We start from the raw sequence: 20834 nt of genomic DNA on the forward strand, positions 1-20834 counted from the left end.
GACAAAGAGTGGTGTTGGATTCGGTGACTACACCAGAGTTCGGGTGTCGCCAGCAGACTGCCGTTCAGTGGGTCCGTGAGTTAGTTACTGGTCGCGGGTAACGAACCACCAGTCGTAGTAGTTCAGCTCCTCGTCGTCAGCAGCCTCGGCTTTTCGGTCCTGGGCGTCCGCTTCGGCACCCGGCGGTGACAGGAGGACCTGGTCACCGAACTTCTCGTTGTTCGGCCAGTCTGCGGGGGCAGCGACGCCATCATCGTCGCTCTTCTGGAGCGCACGCAGCGAACGGAGGACTTCGTCGATGTTGCGACCGATCTCCATCGGATAGGTCAGGCGCAGCCGAACTGCTCCCTCCGGATCGATGACGAAGACGGTGCGGACGGTTGCCGTTCCTGCACCGGGGTGGAGCATGCCGAGTTGCTGGGCAACCGTTCCCTGATCGTCAGCGATGATCGGGAACTGGATGTCGACGTCGAGGTTCTCAGCGATCCACTCAGTCCACTTGATGTGCGAGTGGACACGGTCGACCGACAGCCCGAGCAGTTCGGCGTTCAGTTCCTCGAACTCCTCGCGACGCTGCTCGAAGGCGACGAACTCAGACGTACAGACCGGCGTAAAGTCACCGGGATGGCTGAACAGGACGAGCCACTTGCCCTCATAGTCGTCGGGCAGCGAGCGCTCACCCATGCTCGTCTCGACAGTCAGGTCGGGGAACGTATCGCCAATACCAGGTACGTCAGTCGTCGCTTCGTCAATTTGATCTGTTTGTTTCGTCATCTACAGTTTTTCTTTGGGTAGCAGATTACTAAAGCACCTTCTTACAAACTATATTTTTGGATTCGACAACCCACTCTCTCGAGTGCAACACATAATTGCTGGTTGTTCACTCGATCGACCGTGTCAACGGATTAAAATTGAGTCTACTCGATTCCCACGTGACCGCCCGGTGCAGTTTGTATGTTATCATATAATTGATACCATGGCGGAACATCCGACGTTATCCGAGTTTGCGACGAACGAGACAACCGACTCGAGGCCAGCCAGTCAGCCATCGACTGACGAGACCATAACGATGACAGCTGACGAGCGGGTTGCAACGTATCTCATCGAAGATCAGATGGCGGATTTCACAGATGCGATCCGTGAAGCGGTCCAAAATGGCATCGACAGTCCGGGTTCATCTCGTGTTTTGGTTAGCATCTCACCCGAGCGATCGATTATCCTCGATGATGACGCTGGTGTTGACCTCGAGTCGACCGAAGGGCGACGCAACCTCTCAGTACTCGGCGCAGGAAGCAAGCAGCGATCGGACGACGAGACAATCGGCGAGTGGGGCATCAGCAAGGGTTCGATCATCGCGAAGGGTGCTGTTCGTATCTGGAGTCATAACACCGCACTGTGTTTCGACTACCAAGATCGACGCAACTCTGACCGTGGGCAGACATCAGCGGGCGCGATGGTCAACTCGTGGACGCTGAGCATCATCTCAAGGGGATGCTCGTCGAAATCGATCACTACGAAGACGAAGTGCCGGATCCAGACAGCTACCGGTGGCGGCGCTACGTTCGCGATCTTCGCAAGCGCTTCGCGTACGTGCAATCACGAACCGGCGTCTCGGTCGTGATCAACGGCGAGTCAGTCGACAAGGGCGACCCACTCGAGGCAGTGGCTGACTCGCCACATCCGTCACTCACACGCGAAATGGACGAATCGCAGTTGAACGCTGATCAGCGACAGTATCTCCGCTTCGCGCGAGTGCTCGCACGGGAGCTTGGGATTGAGCGGGACGTGTACTACGGCGAGACGAGTGCCGATGCCTGGACCGACAGCAGAACGTACATCGTGATCACCGACTCGGCCATGACGAGCCGCCAGCGTGCAGTCTGGATGCACGATCTGTATCTCGTGATGTTGCACGAGGCAGTCCACGAAACCTCGAGTCGTGATCGTCCCTCGCACGGACATCACTTCGAGAGTTCGTTTCGGTCACTCGTTGAGGAGCCAAGTAATCGACGTTCGTTCGCGGAGCTTGTTCAACAGGTCGTCGACGAGGGATTTGAGTCCGTATTTGAAGGTTATCGTGAGAAGCTAGTAAGGTGACAGAGCGGAAAGACAGGGTCGGTTTTACTCATCTATTTCACGCATGTTTTAATTGTAGTGTAGCTATCGTTCAAGTTCACTGCCACCGCGAGTGTGAACAGACGAACGGAAGATCTCGCGAATCAGACGGAGCATTGATTCATGTGCATCCGGCGGCATCCCGTCACACCAGGCATTTGTTCCGCCTACGATTCCATCGATACTACCAGCCATCGATGCCTGAACGAGCATCCGACGCTCTACTTCGGGATCATGTAATATGGGAGTCTGTGTCACGTGTGAGAGGCAGGCTGCGATCGCGTGCCCGCCCCAATTCGAAACTGTTGCTGGAACCAAGAGATCCGTTTCAATGTCCGCTGCTGTCCCTGCTCCACAGCCACATTGACACTCGTCCCCGTACTGAATTTCGTCTTCGACTGTTTCTTGAACAAGACCCATGCCGACCTCATTTCCCGCGTCGCCGACAGAGACCGTCAACACATCAGCCGGAAGTCGACTGTAGAGTTCATCCACTTTAGCTGTCTGTTCGGTCACGTCGTATCCAGCCATATTGTGGTAGACACCCTCCTTGTTCGGAGCGGCCTTCTCTACGGCGACGACCGCAGCCGGGTCAACCTCTGACAAGAGTTCCTCTACATACTTCTGAGCCTCGGAGCGGTCGGCGGGGAATGGTTCGACCGAGACAGACCGTTTGTTATTGGATACTGCCTCTCGATCAAGGACACTGAGTTCACCAGCCATTGCCGTTGCCTCACAAATATCGACAGCCGCAGGCTCACATGCAATGATCGCGTTTGCATCGAGAGCACTGTCGACAGCACGTGCAACAGAGACTGCACCGAGTGGTCCATCTGTCTCCTGAACCATCGACGGCGGAATCAAAAAACCAGTGAGCACAAGCACAGTATCTCCGGGATCGACAGCCTCATTCAGACGTTCAGCAGCTTGCATCGAAGGATTTCTCCCCTGTTTTTCGCGAGCTGCAGAGGAAATGGGGCAAATCGCATCGCGATTCCCGATATCAGTCGTCGTTAGGTCATCGACAATCGTAGCCACGTCTTTTGTATTTTCAGACACCATTATCTTAATTGAGGTATATTTAATGTTCTACAAAAATTTATCAGCGGTCACTCGTCTGCCTGGTCATCGAACTGGATTAGCTCTCGTTCCTCAAGTTGCATGAGGAAGTGAACAAGCGTTTCGTTTACTGGTTCGGCGCGATTGTATCTTCCGATGGTCCGTGAGACATGTTCGAATCAGGCGGCCGGCCCTGTTACTCAGTGCCGGAAAACAACTTGAGTGTCACAACGGAGAGCATTTCCGTGGTGATGCACCGAGTTCGTGGGAAAGCGGTGCCACATTCAAGCTTGATGTAGTCAGTTGCAGCTATAAATACAGAACGTTCTTCGGAAACGAATTGCTGGCCGGGTGAGCCGCCTCGGGATCAAGCCCCAAGGCACTCAGCCTGCTCCACCTGTAGAACTGATCTGCTGTCGTGCAAGGCAGTTCTTTGAAACATAACTATCACTGTTCTTCCGGCGACTTGACCCGAAGTTCGTTCTCGACTTCGTAGAAGTAGCCCCGCTCGAGGAGCCGCGTCAGTGCGTACTCGACGTCCCGTTGCTCGAGTGCTAACTCTGTATCGGCGGTCAGAATGTCAGTGGCATCGTCATAGTCGATCAACGGAACGCCGTCCCCTCCATGGTCTGGCTGACATGCCTGGGAACACAGTCGGTCGTAGCACTCGAGAATCCACTCCGGAAGTGGTGGCCGTGGATCTGTAATGCCAGCTATTGTAGTTCTAGTTGGTTGTTTCGACAATTGTCCGCTTAACAGTACTCGTCGAATCCGCTTCTCTGGCAGGGATAGAGCAATCTCCTGTCAGATTGAACTGACCACCTCTGCCTTATTGTTGAGCCGCGCGAGGATACAGATACCGATGGTATTCCCGAACGCAGCAAAGCGTCACTGCAGGCCTGTCTCGAGCTCGTCGACAGTTTCGTTCGTAGATGTCACGTACAAAGGAAGTCGATCACGAAGCCATACAAGACAGGCGCAGCGATTCGACGGAACCCATTCTGGCTAACTGAGAATTGAAGTGGGGTTGATAGTAACTCTCCCAAACATTTCACCTGTCGCGTTACCTGCGCGACAGGCCAGTTAAATCATCCACGACCCTATTTATTTCAGTTTGCCCGGCGGCCACCACTCTACGCCCATCCGGGCGGCTTTTGAGGTCCGATCAGGGACGTTGAATGCCAGCTACTCGATCCCGAGTGTATCGACGGCTTCACGTGGTTCAGCATTGTGTTCGAAGAGATGATTGACAGCCAACTGCCAGGAATGCTCGACGGGTTGCCTGAGCAAGTGAGCGTCAAGTTAGGGTGTGCATCGATGTCCCCTGTGGGTTCCAGATCGCAGTCGGTTCTGCGCCGCTGAGAAGCGGGAAGAATTGATAAATCCCGAATTAGTTGCATCACTTGTCGCGCTTCTCCTGTGCGACAGAGACAGAACCAACCGCCTGTTCGCCTCTATTCCATTACGCTCGGCGCCACCACCCTGTGCCCATCCGAGCGGGTTTGAGAACTATTCAAAGATGTCGGGTTATGGCTACCCAATCTCGGTCCCGTCAACGGCTTCGCGAGAGTTCGAGATCGGCCTCTTCATAGTGAACAGAGAACTCGGTCAGTACGACGGCAGTCAGGATGTCTTCTTGGCGATCAGTCAGTGGCATCGTAAGCGTTGGCTGCAGCTTCGCGTGTATAGCGTGATATTGACTCCACATCGAAACAATCAGAGGATGCAGCGAGGTTTCGGATAGCTGACCTCGTACCGCTCAAAGGCGTATCACAGCATCACACTGAGGGATGTGAGTTTAGCAGTCGCCAGATTCAGAGTTAGCCAACCCAGTCCGTCGGTCGGACAGCGACTGCACTCTGGGAGAGTGGTTTGTGAACCTTGAAAATACAGATCATACCCATGATTGCCGCAATCGTGAACATCCAAAGTTGTTTCCGGTAACGCTGGCCCAGTTCTCCATCCGACACTTCCCACGGACGTAGAATGTATCTCGAGACGACAGGGTCCCGGTGACAGCTGGCGTCTTCAGACACACCCACAGGAAAGTCATTGGAGTAAGACCGACAACAACCGATCAAGTGACGTACTATGGAGTAACAGTACACTGCATACAACGGCTCTTGTGCTAGATATTAGTTGAGTGGATAGAGTGAGACCCTTCCTAGGGGTTGTGGGTAGTCGGGAGACACTCTCAACTGTCGACGTCAGGTGTCTCCGGAACCGGCCATTTCACCGGGGATGTCGACATCGTCCATCAACAAGACACGTCGTTCAGTATACTCGAGGCCGTTCTTGCGCTGTGTCCGCTTTGGGACAGTGGGCCCGATCTACGAGGTCGAGAGTGAGAGCGGTGCTACCTACGAGGTCGATATCGAGGCAGCGACATGTACTTGTCCTGATTTCGAGCAGTGCCAGCCAGATGACGGCTGTAAGCATCTTCGCCGTGTCGACCTCGAGATCCGCACGGGACTTGTCCCTGCGCCGGATAGCACGTTCAGTCGCTGACTATTGAGCTATCTCGTCACTCGAGACGGTTTGTATCCCCCGAAAGGGGTGCGGGGGCTCAAAGGGAGTCCACCGCAGCAACCCCATGAGACAAAGAGAGACAGCAATCGTGTCGACAGACGTTGAGGCGACTCGACTCCTGAAGCGAGGGATCGACAGATGACAGATCGAGATGAGTGTCGAATGCCGACGTGTTCGGAGCCTGCTCGCGATCGTGCAGGATATTCTGGTCGGTTCTGACAGCTGTGAGGTCCGCTACGAACATCTCCAAGCAGACGGTCGAGATGCCGCAGTGGATGAAGCCGAGGATCGGTACTGATGCTCGAGCAGATCGATGAGCTTGCTGATCAGCTCCAAGAATGGGGCTATGACTTCGAATGAGAGATCATAGAGTCTTAGATTAGACTCTTAGGTTAGTATCTTGGCTTCAAATCTTAGAAAATTTAAGAACAAGCACGATTTGTAGGACCGAAGCGTCGAAACTGGAGTTCTTGAAGCTTCGAAAGACGGCATAGGAGCAATTCGACTGATGTGATCTATGGCTCAGAACAATCTCGAGTAATAGTGAAGGAAGCGGTTGAACTACAGTAGCCACTGAAAGTCAATGCACATCCGTTCGCACGACTGCTGTGCGATCGGTGTGTGAATCGTTTCAGTTGTTACTATAGGTACCTGATTCATCCGCTATCAGAATACACACCGGTGAGCCTGTCGGTTTAGGCTGCCCTAAGAAAACTGCATCGTATTGTTCACGACGTGTGATCCGCGAATATCCATCATCCATACTTAAGTCGAGAAAACGAGAATGGTGTTTTAGGCCAACCTAAACCGGTAGCTTTATATTTTTTAGGCTGGCCTAAAACTCATATGGGTCAATCGAGTACAAGAGCACAGGCGTCTCGTGCAGTAGTTTCGGCCTGTCGAGGAGGTGGCGTACGATGACCTACCTGGAACAGGGAAACAGCGCTATCCTCTCCCAGCAGGCCGGACGGGAATCGAATGCGCGGACGTACCCTCGGCATCTCCCCTTGGCCATCCGCGAAGCGCAGGGCGTCACCGTGACCGATATGGACGGGAATGAATACTACGATTGCCTCGCCGGGGCGGGGACGCTCGCGCTTGGTCACAATCACCCGCGGGTCGTCGAAGCGATGGAGCGCACGCTCGAGACCGGGCGACCGCTCCACACGCTCGACATCTCTACGCCCGCGAAAGAGCGGTTCGTCGACTCGCTGTTCGAGAGCCTGCCCGACGAATTCAGCGAGCGAGCGAAGGTCCAGTTCTGTAGCCCGGCCGGCACGGATGCCGTCGAAGCTGCACTGAAGCTCGTCAAAACGGCCACCGGGAACCGGAGTATCCTCGGGTTCCAGGGTGCCTATCACGGGATGACGAGCGGGGCGCTCTCGCTGATGGGCGATACCGATGCCAAGGAGCCGATTTCGGGGTTGATGAACGAGGTCCATCACCTGCCGTTCCCGTACGACTATCGATGCCCGTTCGGCGTCGGCGGCGAGGACGGACACCGAATCGGGAGCGACTACGTCGAAAACCTCCTTGATGACGGAGAAGGTGGGCTCACCGACCCTGCCGGGATGATTCTCGAGTCCGTCCAGGGGGAAGGGGGCGCGATCCCCGCACCCGATGCGTGGCTCCGAGAGATCCGTCGCATTACGCGTGAGCGCGACATTCCTCTCATTTTGGACGAAATTCAGGCGGGTCTCGGACGGACAGGCGAGACCTACGCCTTCGAGCATGCCGGAATAACACCCGACGTGGTCACACTCTCGAAGGCCATCGGTGGCGGTCTCCCGCTCGCCGTCGTCGTCTACGACGAGGAACTCGATGTTTGGGAACCCGGTGCACACGCCGGAACGTTCCGCGGGAACCAGCTCGCGATGGCAGCCGGGGAAGCGACCATCGACTACGTACTCGAGAACGACCTCGATGATCACGCCGCCGACGTAGGCGCACGTCTGCGGGATCACCTCGAGACGACGGCCGAGCGATTCAGTGCGGTCGGAGACGTCCGGGGTCGCGGGCTGATGCTGGGCGTCGAGTTTGTCGACACCGACGCCGACTGGCAGGGTCCAGGTCCTCACGCTCCGGACGGCGATTTCGCGGCGGCAGTTCAGGCCGAGTGTTTCGACCGCGGGCTCATCATCGAACTTGGTGGTCGCGAGAGCGCGACCGCCCGGTTCCTCCCGCCACTGATCGTCTCCGCGTCGCAGATCGACGAGATCGCCGCTATCTTCGAGGAGGCCATCGCTGCCGTCGCCGATGTCGAGGCAGAACCGGCGGGGGTGACCGTATGAGCGCAGACGAGTTGTTCCTCGACTCGGAAGCGGGCACTACCGCCTACCGTGAGGCCATGCAGCGGGCGACCGACGCCGTCGTGGATAGCTTCGCCGCCGCCGAGAACCCGTACTCGGGGCGGTCACCCGAAGCGCTCTCCGAGCAGTTCACGGACCCGATCATCCCTGAAACCGGAACGGGTCTGGATACTGCCATCGATGAAGTCGCTACCAAGGTTCTCGCCCACTCGGTTGGGACTTCGAACTCGCGGTGCGCGGCTCACCTCCAGTGTCCGCCGATGATTCCGGGGCTCGCCGCAGAGGCGATGCTCACCGCGGCGAACCAGTCGCTCGACTCCTTCGATCAGGCGCCCGCAGCCACCGTCCTCGAGCAGGAAGTCGTCGGCGCACTCTGTGAGCTGTTCGACCTTCCGGACGTCGCGGATGGCGTCTTCACGAGCGGGGGGACGCAGTCGAACCTCCAGGCCCTCCTGTTGGCCCGCGACCGATACTGTCGTCGGCAGTTCGACCGTGACGTGCAGGCAGACGGGCTCCCGCCAGCGGCCGAGTCACTTCGCATCCTCTGCTCGGAGGAGGCCCACTTCACTGGCAAGCAGGCCGCCCACCACCTCGGGCTCGGCGAAGACGCGGTCGTCGCCGTTCCGACCGACGAGAAGCGCCAGATGGACCCCGACGCACTCGACGAAATACTCGCTGAGCTCGATGCTAACGATGCGGTGCCCTTCGCGCTCCTCGGGACTGCCGGAACGACCGACTTCGGCAGCATCGACCCGCTGGACGCACTCGCCGACCGGGCTGCCGAGCACGACCTCTGGTACCACGTCGATGCAGCGTACGGCGGTGCCCTCGCGCTGACCGACTCCGACGACCTGCTCGAGGGCATCGAGCGTGCCGACTCTGTCGCTGTGGACTTCCACAAACTCTTCTACCAGCCCATCAGCTGTGGCGCGTTCCTCCTCGGCGATGGGGGCGATTTCGAGTGGATGGCGCGTAACGCCGCCTACCTCAACCCGGAGGAACACGACGAGACCGGCGTTCCGAACCTCGTCGCGAAATCGGTCCAGACGACACGCCGATTCGACGCGCTGAAACCCTACCTCGCGTTCCGTGCCCTCGGTCGCGAGGGAATGGCGGATCTCGTCGAGGAGACCGTGGCGTTGGCGTCCGATGCGGCATCGCTCATCGAGGATGCCACCGACTTCGAACTGTTGCACGAACCGACGCTGAACGCGGTCGTCTTCCGCTATCGGCCGCGCGAAGCGATGAGTGAGCAAGCTGTCAGCCGGTTGAACGCGGACATCCGGGAGCGGTTGCTCCACGACGGCCGTGCGATCGTCGCCAGGACGGAAGTCGCAGGCGTGACAAGCCTGAAGTTTACGCTGCTGAATCCGACCGCGACGCTTGATGACGTCGCCGAGATGTTAGACGTCATCAGGGACTGCGGCGCGGCGGTCGCCCGAGAGCAGGAGGTGCTCGCATGACACTGGCGTTCAACGGTCGTGCGGACCGGGACGTCGATCCGGCCGAACGGGCCGACAACGCCACGGTGCACGCGTTCCTCAACTGCTATCTCCGCGAGACCGGCGACTATACGGTCTCCGACGAGTCCGTTGCAGACGTCGCACCCGGGCCCGACGGCCTGCTTCGGACGCGGCTTCCCGAACAGGGGATCGACGTACTGGCACCCCTCGAGTACCGGTCACCGACAGAGCGCCATCTGTTCGACCTGCCCGTTCGATACCGTCTCCCTGACGGCACAGTCCACCCAGTCGACGCCGCGACGCTCGCCTCGCTCGTCGTGAAAGACCTCTCGCGAACACGAGAGGGCGGATCCGTTCCGGACGAACTGCTCGAGCGGGTCCTTCGGAGCAAGCGAAACGTCGAAACCTTCGTCCGTGCACGGACGGGCGACGAAGCACACCTCTACGACGAGCAGCTGTCGTTCCGCGATGCAGAGCAGGCGCTCGTCTTCGGCCACCACCGTCATCCGACACCCAAGAGCCGACAAGGTATCGCTGCCCGAAACCAGGAAACGTACGCGCCGGAACTTCGCGGGGAGTTCTCCCTCCACTATTTCCGCGCGGATCCCGATCTCGTCGCGGAGCGGTCGGCCCTCGATCGGCGCGCCACGACCTGGGTGAAAGACGCTCTGCGCGAGGACGACACCGTGCCCGAGACGTTCGTCGACGATCACGTCGAAAGCGACGACATCCTGTTGCCGGTCCATCCGTGGCAGGCGAACTACCTCTGTGACCAGCCACACGTCCAACGCCATCTCGGGGACGGGCTCGAACACCTCGGTGCAGTCGGACAGGAGTTCTATCCGACCACCTCGGTCCGGACGCTCTACAGCCCGGATACCCCGTTCATGGTGAAATCATCGTTACGCGTGAAGATCACGAACTCCGTACGGACGAACAAACGCCCGGAACTCGACCGCGGTGTGGCCGTCGCGGAACTCCTCGAGACCGCGTTCGGCGACGAACTTACCGAGGCGTTCCCCAACTTCGACATCGTCCGCGATCCCGCCTTCCTCGCGCTCGACATCGGGGACGAACCCGAGTCCGGACTCGAGACGGTCCTCCGGGCCAACCCCTTCCGCGGTGACCTGGCCGAGCGGTCGACCCCACTGGTTGCGCTCTGTCAGGACGCCATCACAGGCCAGTCGCGTCTCGGTCGTCTCGTCACGACCATCGCCGAGCGCGAGGGCCGCGATACCGCGGCGGTCAGCGAAGAGTGGTTCCGCCAGTACCTGGAAATCGCGATTCGCCCGGTGCTGTGGCTCTATCTCGTCCAGGGTGTCGGCGTGGAAGCCCACCAGCAGAACTCGGTGCTCACGCTCGACGAGGACGGCTATCCCTGCGAGTTCCGCTATCGCGACAATCAGGGGTTCTATTTCCCTGAGTCGCAGTATCCCGACGTCGACGCCTATCTCCCGGGCGTCGGCGAGCGAGCCGACACCGTCTGTGAAGACGCCATCGCCGACGAGCGACTCCGCTACTACGTTATCCTGAACAACGCGCTCGACGTCGTCAACGCCTTCGGGAGTGCCGGACTCGTCGCCGAGCAACGCCTGCTTTCGCTCCTCCGGGCGGAACTCGAGCGCGCCCGCGAGCACTACGATCGTCCCTCGTCGGACTTCCTGACGCCGCTGCTGGAATCACCGACCGTCCCGTGTAAGGCCAACCTGCTGACGCGGTTTCGCGGACTGGACGAACTGGAGAACGACCTCGAGAACCAGTCCGTCTACACGGACGTGAACAATCCCCTCGTCACCGAACTCGAACTATGACCGGACCAGACGCAACTATCGCGACGGACTACGACTACCAGACGTGCGACCCGAGCATCGAACGGACCATATCGCTTCGGCAGGCGACGCTCGACCGTGACCTCGGTCGACTCCACGCCTGGCTCGGGAGCGACCACGTGAAACCGTACTGGCAGCTCGATCTGCCACTCCCGGCGTTTCGCGACCGACTCGCGACGAAGCTCGCGGACGACCACCTGACGCCCTATATCGGGTGTCTGGATCACGTTCCGATGAGCTACTGGGAGTGCTACTGGGCCGCCAAGGACGACGTCGCGAACCACTACGACGCCGACCCAGCCGACCAGGGCGTCCACCTACTTATCGGCCCCGACGAGTATCTCGGCCGTGGCTACGCCCTCCCGCTGTTGCGGGCCGTGGTTACGATGCAGTTTCGCCACCCCGAGACGGAACGGGTAATCGCGGAACCCGACGCTCGCAACGACCACGTTATCCACATCTTAGAGCAGTGTGGGTTCGAATCGCGAGCGGAGTTCCACTTCGACGAGGCCGAGAAGGATGCTGTACTGATGGTTTGTGACCGAAACCGGTTCGAGACCGAGGTACTCACCGATGCGACGGCTGCACCACCGCAGAACGCGGACGACGGCAGCGAGGTGAGCGCCGATGACTGAATCGGAGCGCATTCACGACGTCGTCGGTATCGGACTGGGGCCGTTTAATCTCGGTCTCACAGCTCTGCTGGACGGCGTCGAGGAATCCGTCGATGCCGTCTTCCTCGAACGAGAGCCCGACTTCGACTGGCACGAGGGCATGCTACTCGAGGGGGCAACCCTCGAGGTGCCGTTCATCGCCGATCTCGTGACGCTTGCGGACCCGACGAACCCCCACAGCTACCTCAACTATCTGCGGGAGACGGGGCGCATCTACGAGTTCTACTTCTACGAGACGTTCCAGACGCCTCGTCGTGAGTACAACGACTATCTCAAGTGGGTCAGCGAGACCCTCGACAGTTGCCGGTTCAGCCGCGAGGTGACTACAGTCCGATGGAACGACGAGCACGACCACTACGTCGTCGTGGCTCGCCACCCGGAGACGGACGAGCAGTTCGAATACCGTGCTAAGAACCTCGCACTCGGAATCGGTTCGCGACCGCAGATTCCGGAGCCGCTTCAGGGGCATCCGGAGGAGGATGTCTTCCACACGGCACACTATCGGTACAACCGCGAGCGCGTAATGGACGCCGAGTCGGTCACGGTCGTGGGATCGGGACAAAGTGCCGCCGAGGTGTTCCAGGACCTGCTGGAACGCCAGCCGGATGGCGACTACCGGTTAGACTGGCTGACCCGCTCGGATGGCTTCTTCCCGATGGAATACTCCAAGCTGGGGCTGCAACATTTCACCCCCGAGTACGAGCAGTATGTCTACGACCTCCCCCAAGAGGTCAAGGACGATCTCATCCCGAATCAGGGCCTGCTTTACAAGGGGGTCGACCCGGAAACGAGCGCCGAAATCTACGATCTTCTCTATCACCGCTCGATCGGCGACCGCGAGCCCGACGTCGGGCTCTTCGCGATGACCGAGGTACGGGACATCGTCGACACGGATGGCGCATACGCTCTCGACTGTCATCAGTGGCAGACCGAAGAGTCCTTCGTCCACGAGAGCGAGGTCGTCGTCCTCGGAACCGGCTACGAGCGTCCGATTCCAGGCTTTCTCGAGCCGCTCGAAGCGGCGATCAGGTGGGACGACAAGGGCCGGTTCGAGGTGACCGAGGACCATCGACTTGAGGTCGACGTGGCGGGGGACGTCTTCCTCCAGAACGCCGAGGTCCACACCCACGGGGTCGGGGTCCCCGACCTCGGGCTCGGCTGTTATCGGAACACGAAGTTCGTCAATCGCCTCGTCGGCCGTGAAGCCTACCCTGAGGACACTGACACCGTCTACCAGGACTTCGCTGTGGAACAATTCGTCGAAGATGCACCGTCTGCCTCCCGTCAGCACGGGAGCGAAGCGATCCCAACCAACGACGACTAACAATGAACCCGAACGACACGACGCTACAGGACGCACTGGACAGCGAAACGTGGGAAACGGTCGAACGCCGCCTCCTCACGAAGATGCTCGAGGAGTTCACGTATGAGGAGATCATCACGCCGCGAAAAGTCGACGCCGACGACGAGCGCGCCACCTACCGCTTCGACCTCGGTGGGACATCGTACCGATTCGAGGCGACGGAGCGGCTGATGGATAGTCTCCACGTCTACGGCGACACTATCGAACGTCGTGATGGGGGCGAGGACTGGACCGAGTTCACGGATCCGCTCGGGCTCCTTCGCGACCTCGGCGAAACCACCGATCTCGACGGACTGACCGAAGGGAACCTCGTCCGCGAGTACAAGCGGACACTTCTCGCCGATGCCCACGTCGAGGCACGCAAGCAGGACCGTGACGATTTTGATCCGCTGGCCCTCGAGTATGCCGAACTCGAAGGGGAGATGGAGGGTCACCCATGGATCACGTACAACAAGGGCCGTCTCGGCTGGGGGTACGACGACTACCAGGCGTTCGCTCCCGAGCAAAAGAACCCGGTGACGCTCTCGTGGGTCGCCGTCCGCAAGGAAAAGGCGACCTTCGTCGCTACCGAAGACATCGATCACGACTCGCTCGTCCAGCGCGAGCTTGGGTCCCGCTACGAGGAGTTCCGTGATCGACTGGCCGCACAGGGGCTCGATCCGGACGCCTACTACTTCCTGCCGGTTCATGACTGGCAGTGGGAGAACAGTATCGTCCCGTTGTTCCCCGATCACATCGCCGCGGACGATATCGTAGCACTCGGCGAGGGGCCCGACGAGTACCTGCCACAGCAGTCGGTCCGCACCTTCGTCAACGTCGACAACGAGGAGAAACACCACGTGAAAGTCCCGATGCGGATCCTCAACACGCTGGTCTGGCGTGGGCTCCCCGGCGAGCGGACCGAACTCGCTCCGACCGTCACCGAGTATATCAAGGGAATCTACGAGGAAGACGAGTTCCTGCAAGACCGAGAACTCATCCTCCCAGGAGAGGTTGCAGGCATCAACTACGATCACTCGGAGTTTACCGACATCGAGGGGTCGCCCTATCAGTACCACGAACTGCTGGGCACTATCTGGCGAGAATCCATTTACACCTTCCTCGAGGACGACGAGGAGGCTATCACGCTCTCCTCGCTGATGCACGTCGACGGCGAGGGCGAGCCCTACATCTCGCAATTGGTCGCGGAGTCGGGGCTTACACTCGACGAGTGGCTCGCGGAATTCTTCGATACGGTTCTCCCACCACTTTTGCACTTCCTCTATCGCTACGGCACGGTCTTCTCCCCCCACGGACAGAATACGATCCTGGTCGTCGAAGACGGGGTCCCCTCGCGTCTCGCGGTCAAGGACTTCGTCGACGACGTGAACGTGAGCAACCAGCCGCTTCCCGAACTCGACGCACTCCCAGACGAGATGCACGACGTGCTCCGAAAGGAGCCGCCGGAAGGACTCTGCCAGTTCATCTTCTGTGGACTGTTCGTCTGCGTTCTCCGGTACGTCGTGGATCTTCTCGAGGAACACGAGAACTATCCTGAAGAACGATTTTGGGCACACGCCCGGGAGACGATCCTCGACTATCAGTCGCAGTTCCCCGAACTGGAAGAGCGGTTCGAGCTCTTCGATCTGCTCCAGCCGGAGTTCACGAAGCTCAGCCTCAATCGAAACCGAATCTTCGACTACGGTTACGACGACGCGCCCGGTCGACCCCACGCCTCCGAACACGGCACAGTGACGAACCCGCTCTACGAGGTCGCATCCGATACGCCGGAGAGCGCGACCGAGCCGAGCCCCGCTGACGACTAGACCATGCGCGGTGCGCTAGCACAGCGGCTCAGGGCAGTGTTCGTCGCCGACCAGGAGCCGCCGCTGTGGACGCGCGCCTTTCTGCTCGTTTGCGGGACGCAGCTGCTCGCGTACAGCAGTTACGCTGCGATCCACCCGACGTTTGCGGTCTATCTGGAAACGATCACGCATAGCGAGTCGCTCATCGGCGTCGCCTTCGGCGCGTTCACGTTTGCAGCCGTGGTTGCACGGCCCGTCGCTGGATGGCTGCTCGACCGCGTCGGTCGACGTGGCGTCCAGGCAATAGCTGCCGTCGCACTTGCGGGTACGACCCTCTCATTTACGTGGGCAACCGTAATCTGGGTCGCGATCGGCCTTCGGGTACTCCACGGGATAGCCTGGGGTGTCAGCAGTACCGCGACACCGACGATTGCTGCCGACGTGGTACCATCCGCCCGTCAATCCGAAGGGTTCGCGTACTTCGGTATCGTGCCGAACATTGCACTTATGGTGCTGCCACCGGCTGGCCTGTGGATAGCACACCGCTACGGGTTCGTGATGCAGTTCGCTGGCGCAGCCCTGCTCGCGCTCCTCGTGTTGGGGCCGCTGGCTGCACTCGAGGAGACGACACCGGCGGCACGCAGTGATGGCGAGTTCTACGCGCCGGAGGCGCTCCCGGCCGCCACTCTGGTTGCACTCGGGAGCATCCCCGTTGGGGCGATTGACGCGCTACTGCCGCTCTATGCTCCCACCGTCGGACTCGATAATGCTGGCTTGTTCTTTACAGTCATGGGTGGGGCGATTCTCCTTACACGTGCGGTTCGTGGGCGACTCCCAGGCACGATACCCGCGTTGCTCGTGGTGTCGTTTGTCTGTCAGGCTGTCGGGCTGGCGCTTCTTGCGCTTGCTCCGCGTCTCCTGGTCGTCAGTAGACTTCCACTTGGCTTGCTGGCAGGAGCAGCAGTATTCGGGGTTGGATTCGCGCTCGTGTTCCCGCTCCTACAGAGTGTTGCAGTTGCAGCGACGCCAGAGTCGCAAAACGGGAGTGCGACTGCGACAATCCTGATCGGGATGGATCTGGGAGTCGGTTTCGGCGCGATCGGGTTCGGAATACTTGGTGACTTGGTCAGTTTCACATCGATGTACACAGCCGCCGCAGTTGTTTCCCTTACCGGAGTGTTGGCAACCATTATGATCAGTCTAGAGGATTCACTACACTGAGGTCATTGATAATCGCTGGCCGCACTATCCGCAGTATGCGCGATTCGTCGGTCTCGATGATCCCACGGAAGATCAGCTCGATACGGTCGCCGAGGCGGCCTGCGTCGAGGAGGAGACGATTCTCAATGAGCCGTTCCCGGTCGAACCCGCGATGGTTCGGGGCGCTGTTAACCGTGAACGGGCTCGGCAAACGCCACAAGTAGCGCGCCCCGTATCAGAGCGAGACCGCTTGACGATCTAGCTTCCAGTGAGCCCTCCTGTCATGCGGGCGGACGATCCCACACGTCAACCTGCACATCCAGTCCCGCCTGCCGAAGCCTGTCAGCAAGTGGGTCACCGATACCTGACGCCGGCGTGAGAATCCCACCCGCGAGCGGTGAGTCGGTCTGGTCGCGCACTAGGCACATCGCAGCTTCGCTGAGCATCTTTGCAGTCGCGCCGTACCCCGGATCCCGATCGGCGCTAATCTGACTCTCCACGACGAACGGGCCGTCAGTGGCGGTCCCACGGCCGAGTACACGGACGGTGAAATACCCACTTTCGATTTGCTCTCTCGTCGGCCCCTCGCCCGGATCCGGGAACACGAATCGACGTAATCCTTCTCGTGTCGGTCCAAACGCCATCCCAGCAGTAGCGACCGTGATCCCCGCCCAGACAGCGTTTGCACGTGCCAGGCCGCCGAGGCCGTCGCCCATGGGCAGCACTTCTGTGCACTCGAACTCACGCCCCCACGGATACCCGAGCAGCGCGTTGCTGCGTCGAACGACCCGTTCGTTCACCACCGCCATCGGCGAGGGAGCTGTCCACACCGATCGTAGAGAGTCCTTTTTTGGTACGGACTGTGCGCCCGGATCGACGCCGTCGCGCTCGCCTTTCGGTGCCAACGAGTACGGGTTCCGAAGCGTCTGCTGGGCCAGCGGGTCGGTCGACGCAGCGCGAAACATTTCGATTGCACTGGCCATCGTGCCACCGCTCACACTACCGCGACTGTCCTCCAGATAGATTTGTGCCATATCACACGGAGTCCCGAACTCGTCGATGGCGAACGATTGAACGAGTTTCGTACCGAGGTCGCTAGGGATCGAGTCGAATCCACAGCTGTGGACAATTCGAGTGTCTGCCTCGACCGCGTCGTCGTGGTATCGATCGATCATCTCCCGCACCCAGTTCACCTCGCCCGTCAGATCACAGTAATCCGTTTCAGCAGCGATGCATGCCTCGACGAGTGGTGTACCATATTTCGTGTACGGGCCGACAGTCGTACAAACGACACGCGTGTCTTCGGCGATGGCGTGAAGACTTTCAGGCTCGGTTGCGTCGCCGAGGACGATCGGGATCTCATCCCACGCAGAACGCCGTTCTCCAAGTGCTGTTTCCAATTTGTGGAGTCGACTCTCGCTGCGACCGCCGAGTGCGAGCGAGAGCTGGTCTGGTGTGTATTGTTCAGTGAGATACTCCGCGACGAGGCGGCCAACGACGCCGGTTGCCCCCCAGACGACGAGATCGTGCTGCCGGTCAGTGTTCGACATAGGTATCGGTTGCAATTAGTTATCCATGGCCTCAACTGTTGGGTCAACTACCCCGACCTGACCTGACGCTCGCTTACGCTCGCGTCTAAGAACGGGGCTTGTCCGTGGACTCCCAGTCTGGCGACTCGAATGGGTCTCGGATGTGTCCGTTCCGTTCCCGTTCAGCGTCCCAGATTGAGGGCGAGTTGACCGTCGCCTAACCCCGAGGGACGTTCGCCCTCGGGTACAGTTATCAGCCTCTTTCCGATGTCCCTGGCAGCGTTGATTTCAGTTCCCATGAACGAAGTTATCTACGCGATTTTCCGACCGTGGGCTGAAAGAAACCAGTGAATCCGGGAGTGAACTCTCCCTGCCTGGAGCACCGACGAGTTTCCGCCGCCGTGGTGAATACACCCTCCGCATCTCGCACGCTGGTTCTGACAGCCTTCAAAGAGGTTGATTCGGGGACTTGCAAATAGATAGCGCAAATGCAGCACGGATCGACGTCTGTTTCCAGAAGCATTCTGCTTGTCCGCACGGACCCGTGCGTCCCGAATCCGGCCGCGGCACGATCCATGCTCGAGACGGCGCTTGAACCGCTCTCCGAGTTTGATATTGATACTACCGAGGTTCGCGAGCAGGCAGAGGAGATTCAGCGCCAAAAACAACAGGTCGCACAACAGTTACAACAGATACAGGAGCAACAGGACGAACCTGTCCGGGGTATGTTCCGGTAGTAGGAAATCACCGATCCAGATCGACCCGCACGAAGGATTGATTGCTGTTTCACCCGAATACGTGGCTGTGACAGTATCCGGCGCCGGCTTTCACTCGCTGACCACCGAAGTCCACGACCACCGTCCGACGGTCGAGGGTTCGATCCCCGACTGGCTCTCCGGGACGCTGATTCGCAACGGTCCCGCCCGTTTCGAGGTCGGCGATCGCCGCGTCAACCACTGGTTTGACGGTCTAGCGATGCTTCGCCGCTACGCCTTCAACGACGGTTCGCTCCGCTACTCGAACCGGTTCCTCCGCACCGATGCCTACGCGGAGGCAATGGACGGTCGGCTGACCGGCCAGTTCGGCACTGACACGCGTGGCTGGCGTCGTATCCTCGAGACCGTAACCTCTCTGGGAATCCCCGATCCGACCGACAACGCGAACGTTCACGTTACCCGCATCGACGGCGAATACGTTGCACTCACCGAGACCCCACGCCGGATCGCCTTCGATCCCGAGACGCTCGAGACACGCGGGCACTTTCGATTCCACGACGACCTACCCGAACACATCACGGCCGCGCATTTAGTCGACGACCCCCACCGGGACGAACTGGTCGGCTTCGCCACGCAGTTCGGTCGGACACCACAGTATCACCTCTATCGTCTTCCGACTGGGTGTCGGACGCGGGAGGTCATCGCCTCCATCGACGCGAACGGGCCGGCGTATATCCACGACTGCAGCGTCACCGCCGACCACGTCATCATCGTGGAGTCGCCGCTCGTTCTGTCGGTGTCTCAGGCACTGAATCCGTTTACCGAGGGTGCGATCGATATGCTCGACTGGCAGCCAGAGCGCGACACGCGCGTGCTCGTGGTCGATCGGAATACTGGCGACATTGTAGCCGATCCGACGCTCGATCCAGCCTTCACCTTCCACCATGTCAACGCCTACGTCGACGGCGAGACGATCGTCCTTGACCTCGTGGAGTTCCCGGACGGCGGCATCGTCGACACGATGTCGCTGTCCGAACTCGACGGCGACGGCTTTCCCGCCGTACCTGATGCCCACCTGATGCGGTACCGCATTGACCCCGATGCGAACACGGTCAGTCGGACACGACTCTACGATGGCGCGATGGAGATGCCACGCGTCGCCCGCTCGGTCGTCGGCCAACACCACCGCTACGCGTACGGCCAAGCGACCGACCGCGCAGGGGCGAACGGACTTGTCAAAGTGGATTGTGAGACAGGCACTGCAAGGGAGTGGTGGAAGCAGTCGGTCTACATCGAGGAACCAGTTCCCGTCCAGCATCCTGATGCCGACACCGAAGACGAGGGAGTCGTGCTCGCGACGGCGCTGAACCTCAAACGTGAGCGGACGGAACTCATGGTCTTTGACGCAGCGACGCTAGCTGTTCAGGCGCGGGCCGTTCTCCCACACGCGGAGCCCTTCGGCTTCCACGGCCGTTTCTTCAAAAACGTGTAGTTCAATAGTATACACCAGTAGTGCAGCCGATCAGTATTGCTGTTCGAAGCTGAATTCGTCGTGCTTGCACGAATACGATTTGATACCAGCCTCGTCACAGCGCAAGCTAAAAAACGAAGGTAGGTCGCGTTCGCTACTCAGTCATCAGAAGGACTGGCCACCGCCTTGTGACGACGGCATCTGGCCGCCCATACCCATCTGCTGTGACTGTCCCTGCTGTGCGACCTGCTGGCTCGCCTGTTGGATCGTCTGGGAGACCTGCTGGGCCTGCTGGATAACCTGCTGGACGCCCGGAGCCTGGGACTGCTGGAGTTGCTGTGTACTCTGCTGGAGTGCTTGTTGGGTGCACTGGCCGAACGTCTGTGCGAAGTCTGATTGCCGCAGGAGAAGGGTCTTCTGGAGGTGGATGATCTGGGTGAGGTCAGCCAGCATCCCGGAGGTGAACCGGTCGCCAGCCTTCATCGCCTGTCCGTGCGCCCACTCGGCGTCCGACTCGAGCTCCTCGAGCCGGTAAATGGCCTGCGAGACCTGCTGTGGGACGGCTTGGTCGAACGACTGGGGCTGCTGAGACTGCTGTCCAGTCTGTTGCTGTGGCTGCTGAGACTGCTGTCCGGTCTGTTGTTGTGGCTGCTGTTGATATTGCTGTCTGCTCCGTTGTGGCTGCTGCTGGCGTCCGGTTCGCTGTTGAGTTGGCTGTCCCATTTGCTGTTGCGGTGGCTGTTGGTGTGACATGGTTCTCTGGACGGTATCCTACGAGGTCAGGGATTCAGCA

The 20834-nt window shown here is 59.6% G+C and carries 14 protein-coding genes and 3 pseudogenes; 11 read left to right on the forward strand and 6 right to left on the reverse strand.

Annotated elements, in window-relative coordinates; translation table 11 throughout:
* Positions 1-84 precede the first annotated feature (84 nt).
* Entirely contained in the window at positions 85-774 is a 690-nt protein-coding gene (locus ACFR99_RS19955; RefSeq protein WP_390291422.1) for a peroxiredoxin, read from the reverse strand.
* A 202-nt stretch (positions 775-976) separates the two neighbouring features.
* Here ACFR99_RS19955 and ACFR99_RS19960 point away from each other — a divergent pair.
* Positions 977-2097 (forward strand): annotated as a pseudogene (locus ACFR99_RS19960) (hypothetical protein).
* Between the two features lie 63 nt (positions 2098-2160).
* On the opposite strand, the gene ACFR99_RS19965 reads toward ACFR99_RS19960, so the two are convergent.
* The 3 genes and pseudogenes from ACFR99_RS19965 to ACFR99_RS20420 form a co-directional block, all read right to left on the reverse strand.
* Complete coding sequence (locus ACFR99_RS19965) at positions 2161-3177, reverse strand: glutamate cyclase domain-containing protein (RefSeq protein WP_390291425.1); 1017 nt, start codon at positions 3175-3177, stop codon at positions 2161-2163.
* A 444-nt stretch (positions 3178-3621) separates the two neighbouring features.
* The gene (locus ACFR99_RS19970) at positions 3622-3891 is read right to left on the reverse strand and encodes a hypothetical protein (protein WP_390291591.1); all 270 of its coding nucleotides are present in this window, start codon (positions 3889-3891) and stop codon (positions 3622-3624) included.
* Between the two features lie 1490 nt (positions 3892-5381).
* Positions 5382-5492 (reverse strand): annotated as a pseudogene (locus tag ACFR99_RS20420) (DUF8008 family protein); the annotation flags it as partial.
* On the opposite strand from ACFR99_RS20420, the pseudogene ACFR99_RS19975 reads away from it, so the two are divergent.
* From ACFR99_RS19975 to ACFR99_RS20010, 8 genes and pseudogenes are all read left to right on the forward strand, one after another.
* Positions 5476-5682: pseudogene (locus ACFR99_RS19975) on the forward strand (SWIM zinc finger family protein); the annotation flags it as partial. The pseudogenes ACFR99_RS20420 and ACFR99_RS19975 overlap by 17 nt on opposite strands.
* A 938-nt stretch (positions 5683-6620) precedes the next feature.
* Positions 6621-7994 (forward strand): diaminobutyrate--2-oxoglutarate transaminase, encoded by a 1374-nt coding sequence (locus ACFR99_RS19980; protein ID WP_390291429.1) that lies wholly within the window; start codon positions 6621-6623, stop codon positions 7992-7994.
* Positions 7991-9475 carry a pyridoxal phosphate-dependent decarboxylase family protein gene (locus tag ACFR99_RS19985; protein ID WP_390291431.1) on the forward strand — a complete coding sequence of 495 codons (1485 nt, stop codon included), beginning with the start codon at positions 7991-7993 and terminating at the stop codon, positions 9473-9475. The genes ACFR99_RS19980 and ACFR99_RS19985 overlap by 4 nt, the downstream gene beginning before the upstream one ends.
* Entirely contained in the window at positions 9472-11286 is a 1815-nt protein-coding gene (locus ACFR99_RS19990) for an IucA/IucC family protein (RefSeq protein WP_390291434.1), read from the forward strand. The genes ACFR99_RS19985 and ACFR99_RS19990 overlap by 4 nt, the downstream gene beginning before the upstream one ends.
* Positions 11283-11939 carry a GNAT family N-acetyltransferase gene (locus ACFR99_RS19995; RefSeq protein ID WP_390291437.1) on the forward strand — a complete coding sequence of 219 codons (657 nt, stop codon included), beginning with the start codon at positions 11283-11285 and terminating at the stop codon, positions 11937-11939. The genes ACFR99_RS19990 and ACFR99_RS19995 overlap by 4 nt, the downstream gene beginning before the upstream one ends.
* Positions 11932-13302 carry a lysine N(6)-hydroxylase/L-ornithine N(5)-oxygenase family protein gene (locus tag ACFR99_RS20000; protein ID WP_390291440.1) on the forward strand — a complete coding sequence of 457 codons (1371 nt, stop codon included), beginning with the start codon at positions 11932-11934 and terminating at the stop codon, positions 13300-13302. The genes ACFR99_RS19995 and ACFR99_RS20000 overlap by 8 nt, the downstream gene beginning before the upstream one ends.
* A 2-nt stretch (positions 13303-13304) precedes the next feature.
* Positions 13305-15146 carry an IucA/IucC family protein gene (locus tag ACFR99_RS20005; RefSeq protein WP_390291443.1) on the forward strand — a complete coding sequence of 614 codons (1842 nt, stop codon included), beginning with the start codon at positions 13305-13307 and terminating at the stop codon, positions 15144-15146.
* 3 nt (positions 15147-15149) lie between these two features.
* Complete coding sequence (locus ACFR99_RS20010) at positions 15150-16346, forward strand: MFS transporter (RefSeq protein ID WP_390291446.1); 1197 nt, start codon at positions 15150-15152, stop codon at positions 16344-16346.
* Between the two features lie 260 nt (positions 16347-16606).
* Here the strand turns inward: ACFR99_RS20010 and ACFR99_RS20015 are convergent, their stop codons facing one another.
* Positions 16607-17875 carry a saccharopine dehydrogenase family protein gene (locus ACFR99_RS20015; RefSeq protein WP_390291449.1) on the reverse strand — a complete coding sequence of 423 codons (1269 nt, stop codon included), beginning with the start codon at positions 17873-17875 and terminating at the stop codon, positions 16607-16609.
* A 467-nt stretch (positions 17876-18342) separates the two neighbouring features.
* Between ACFR99_RS20015 and ACFR99_RS20020 the strand changes: the two genes are divergently transcribed.
* Both ACFR99_RS20020 and ACFR99_RS20025 read left to right on the forward strand, forming a co-directional pair.
* Positions 18343-18591, forward strand: a complete 249-nt coding sequence (locus ACFR99_RS20020; protein ID WP_390291452.1) for a PAC2 family protein — start codon at positions 18343-18345, stop codon at positions 18589-18591.
* A gap of 67 nt (positions 18592-18658) precedes the next feature.
* Complete coding sequence (locus tag ACFR99_RS20025) at positions 18659-20062, forward strand: carotenoid oxygenase family protein (RefSeq protein ID WP_390291455.1); 1404 nt, start codon at positions 18659-18661, stop codon at positions 20060-20062.
* 144 nt (positions 20063-20206) lie between these two features.
* On the opposite strand, the gene ACFR99_RS20030 is transcribed toward ACFR99_RS20025, so the two are convergent.
* The gene (locus tag ACFR99_RS20030; RefSeq protein ID WP_390291458.1) at positions 20207-20764 is read right to left on the reverse strand and encodes a hypothetical protein; all 558 of its coding nucleotides are present in this window, start codon (positions 20762-20764) and stop codon (positions 20207-20209) included.
* Positions 20765-20834: the final 70 nt, after the last annotated feature.

This window comes from Haloarchaeobius amylolyticus (genome assembly GCF_042678045.1).
GTDB lineage: Archaea > Halobacteriota > Halobacteria > Halobacteriales > Natrialbaceae > Natrinema > Natrinema amylolyticus_A.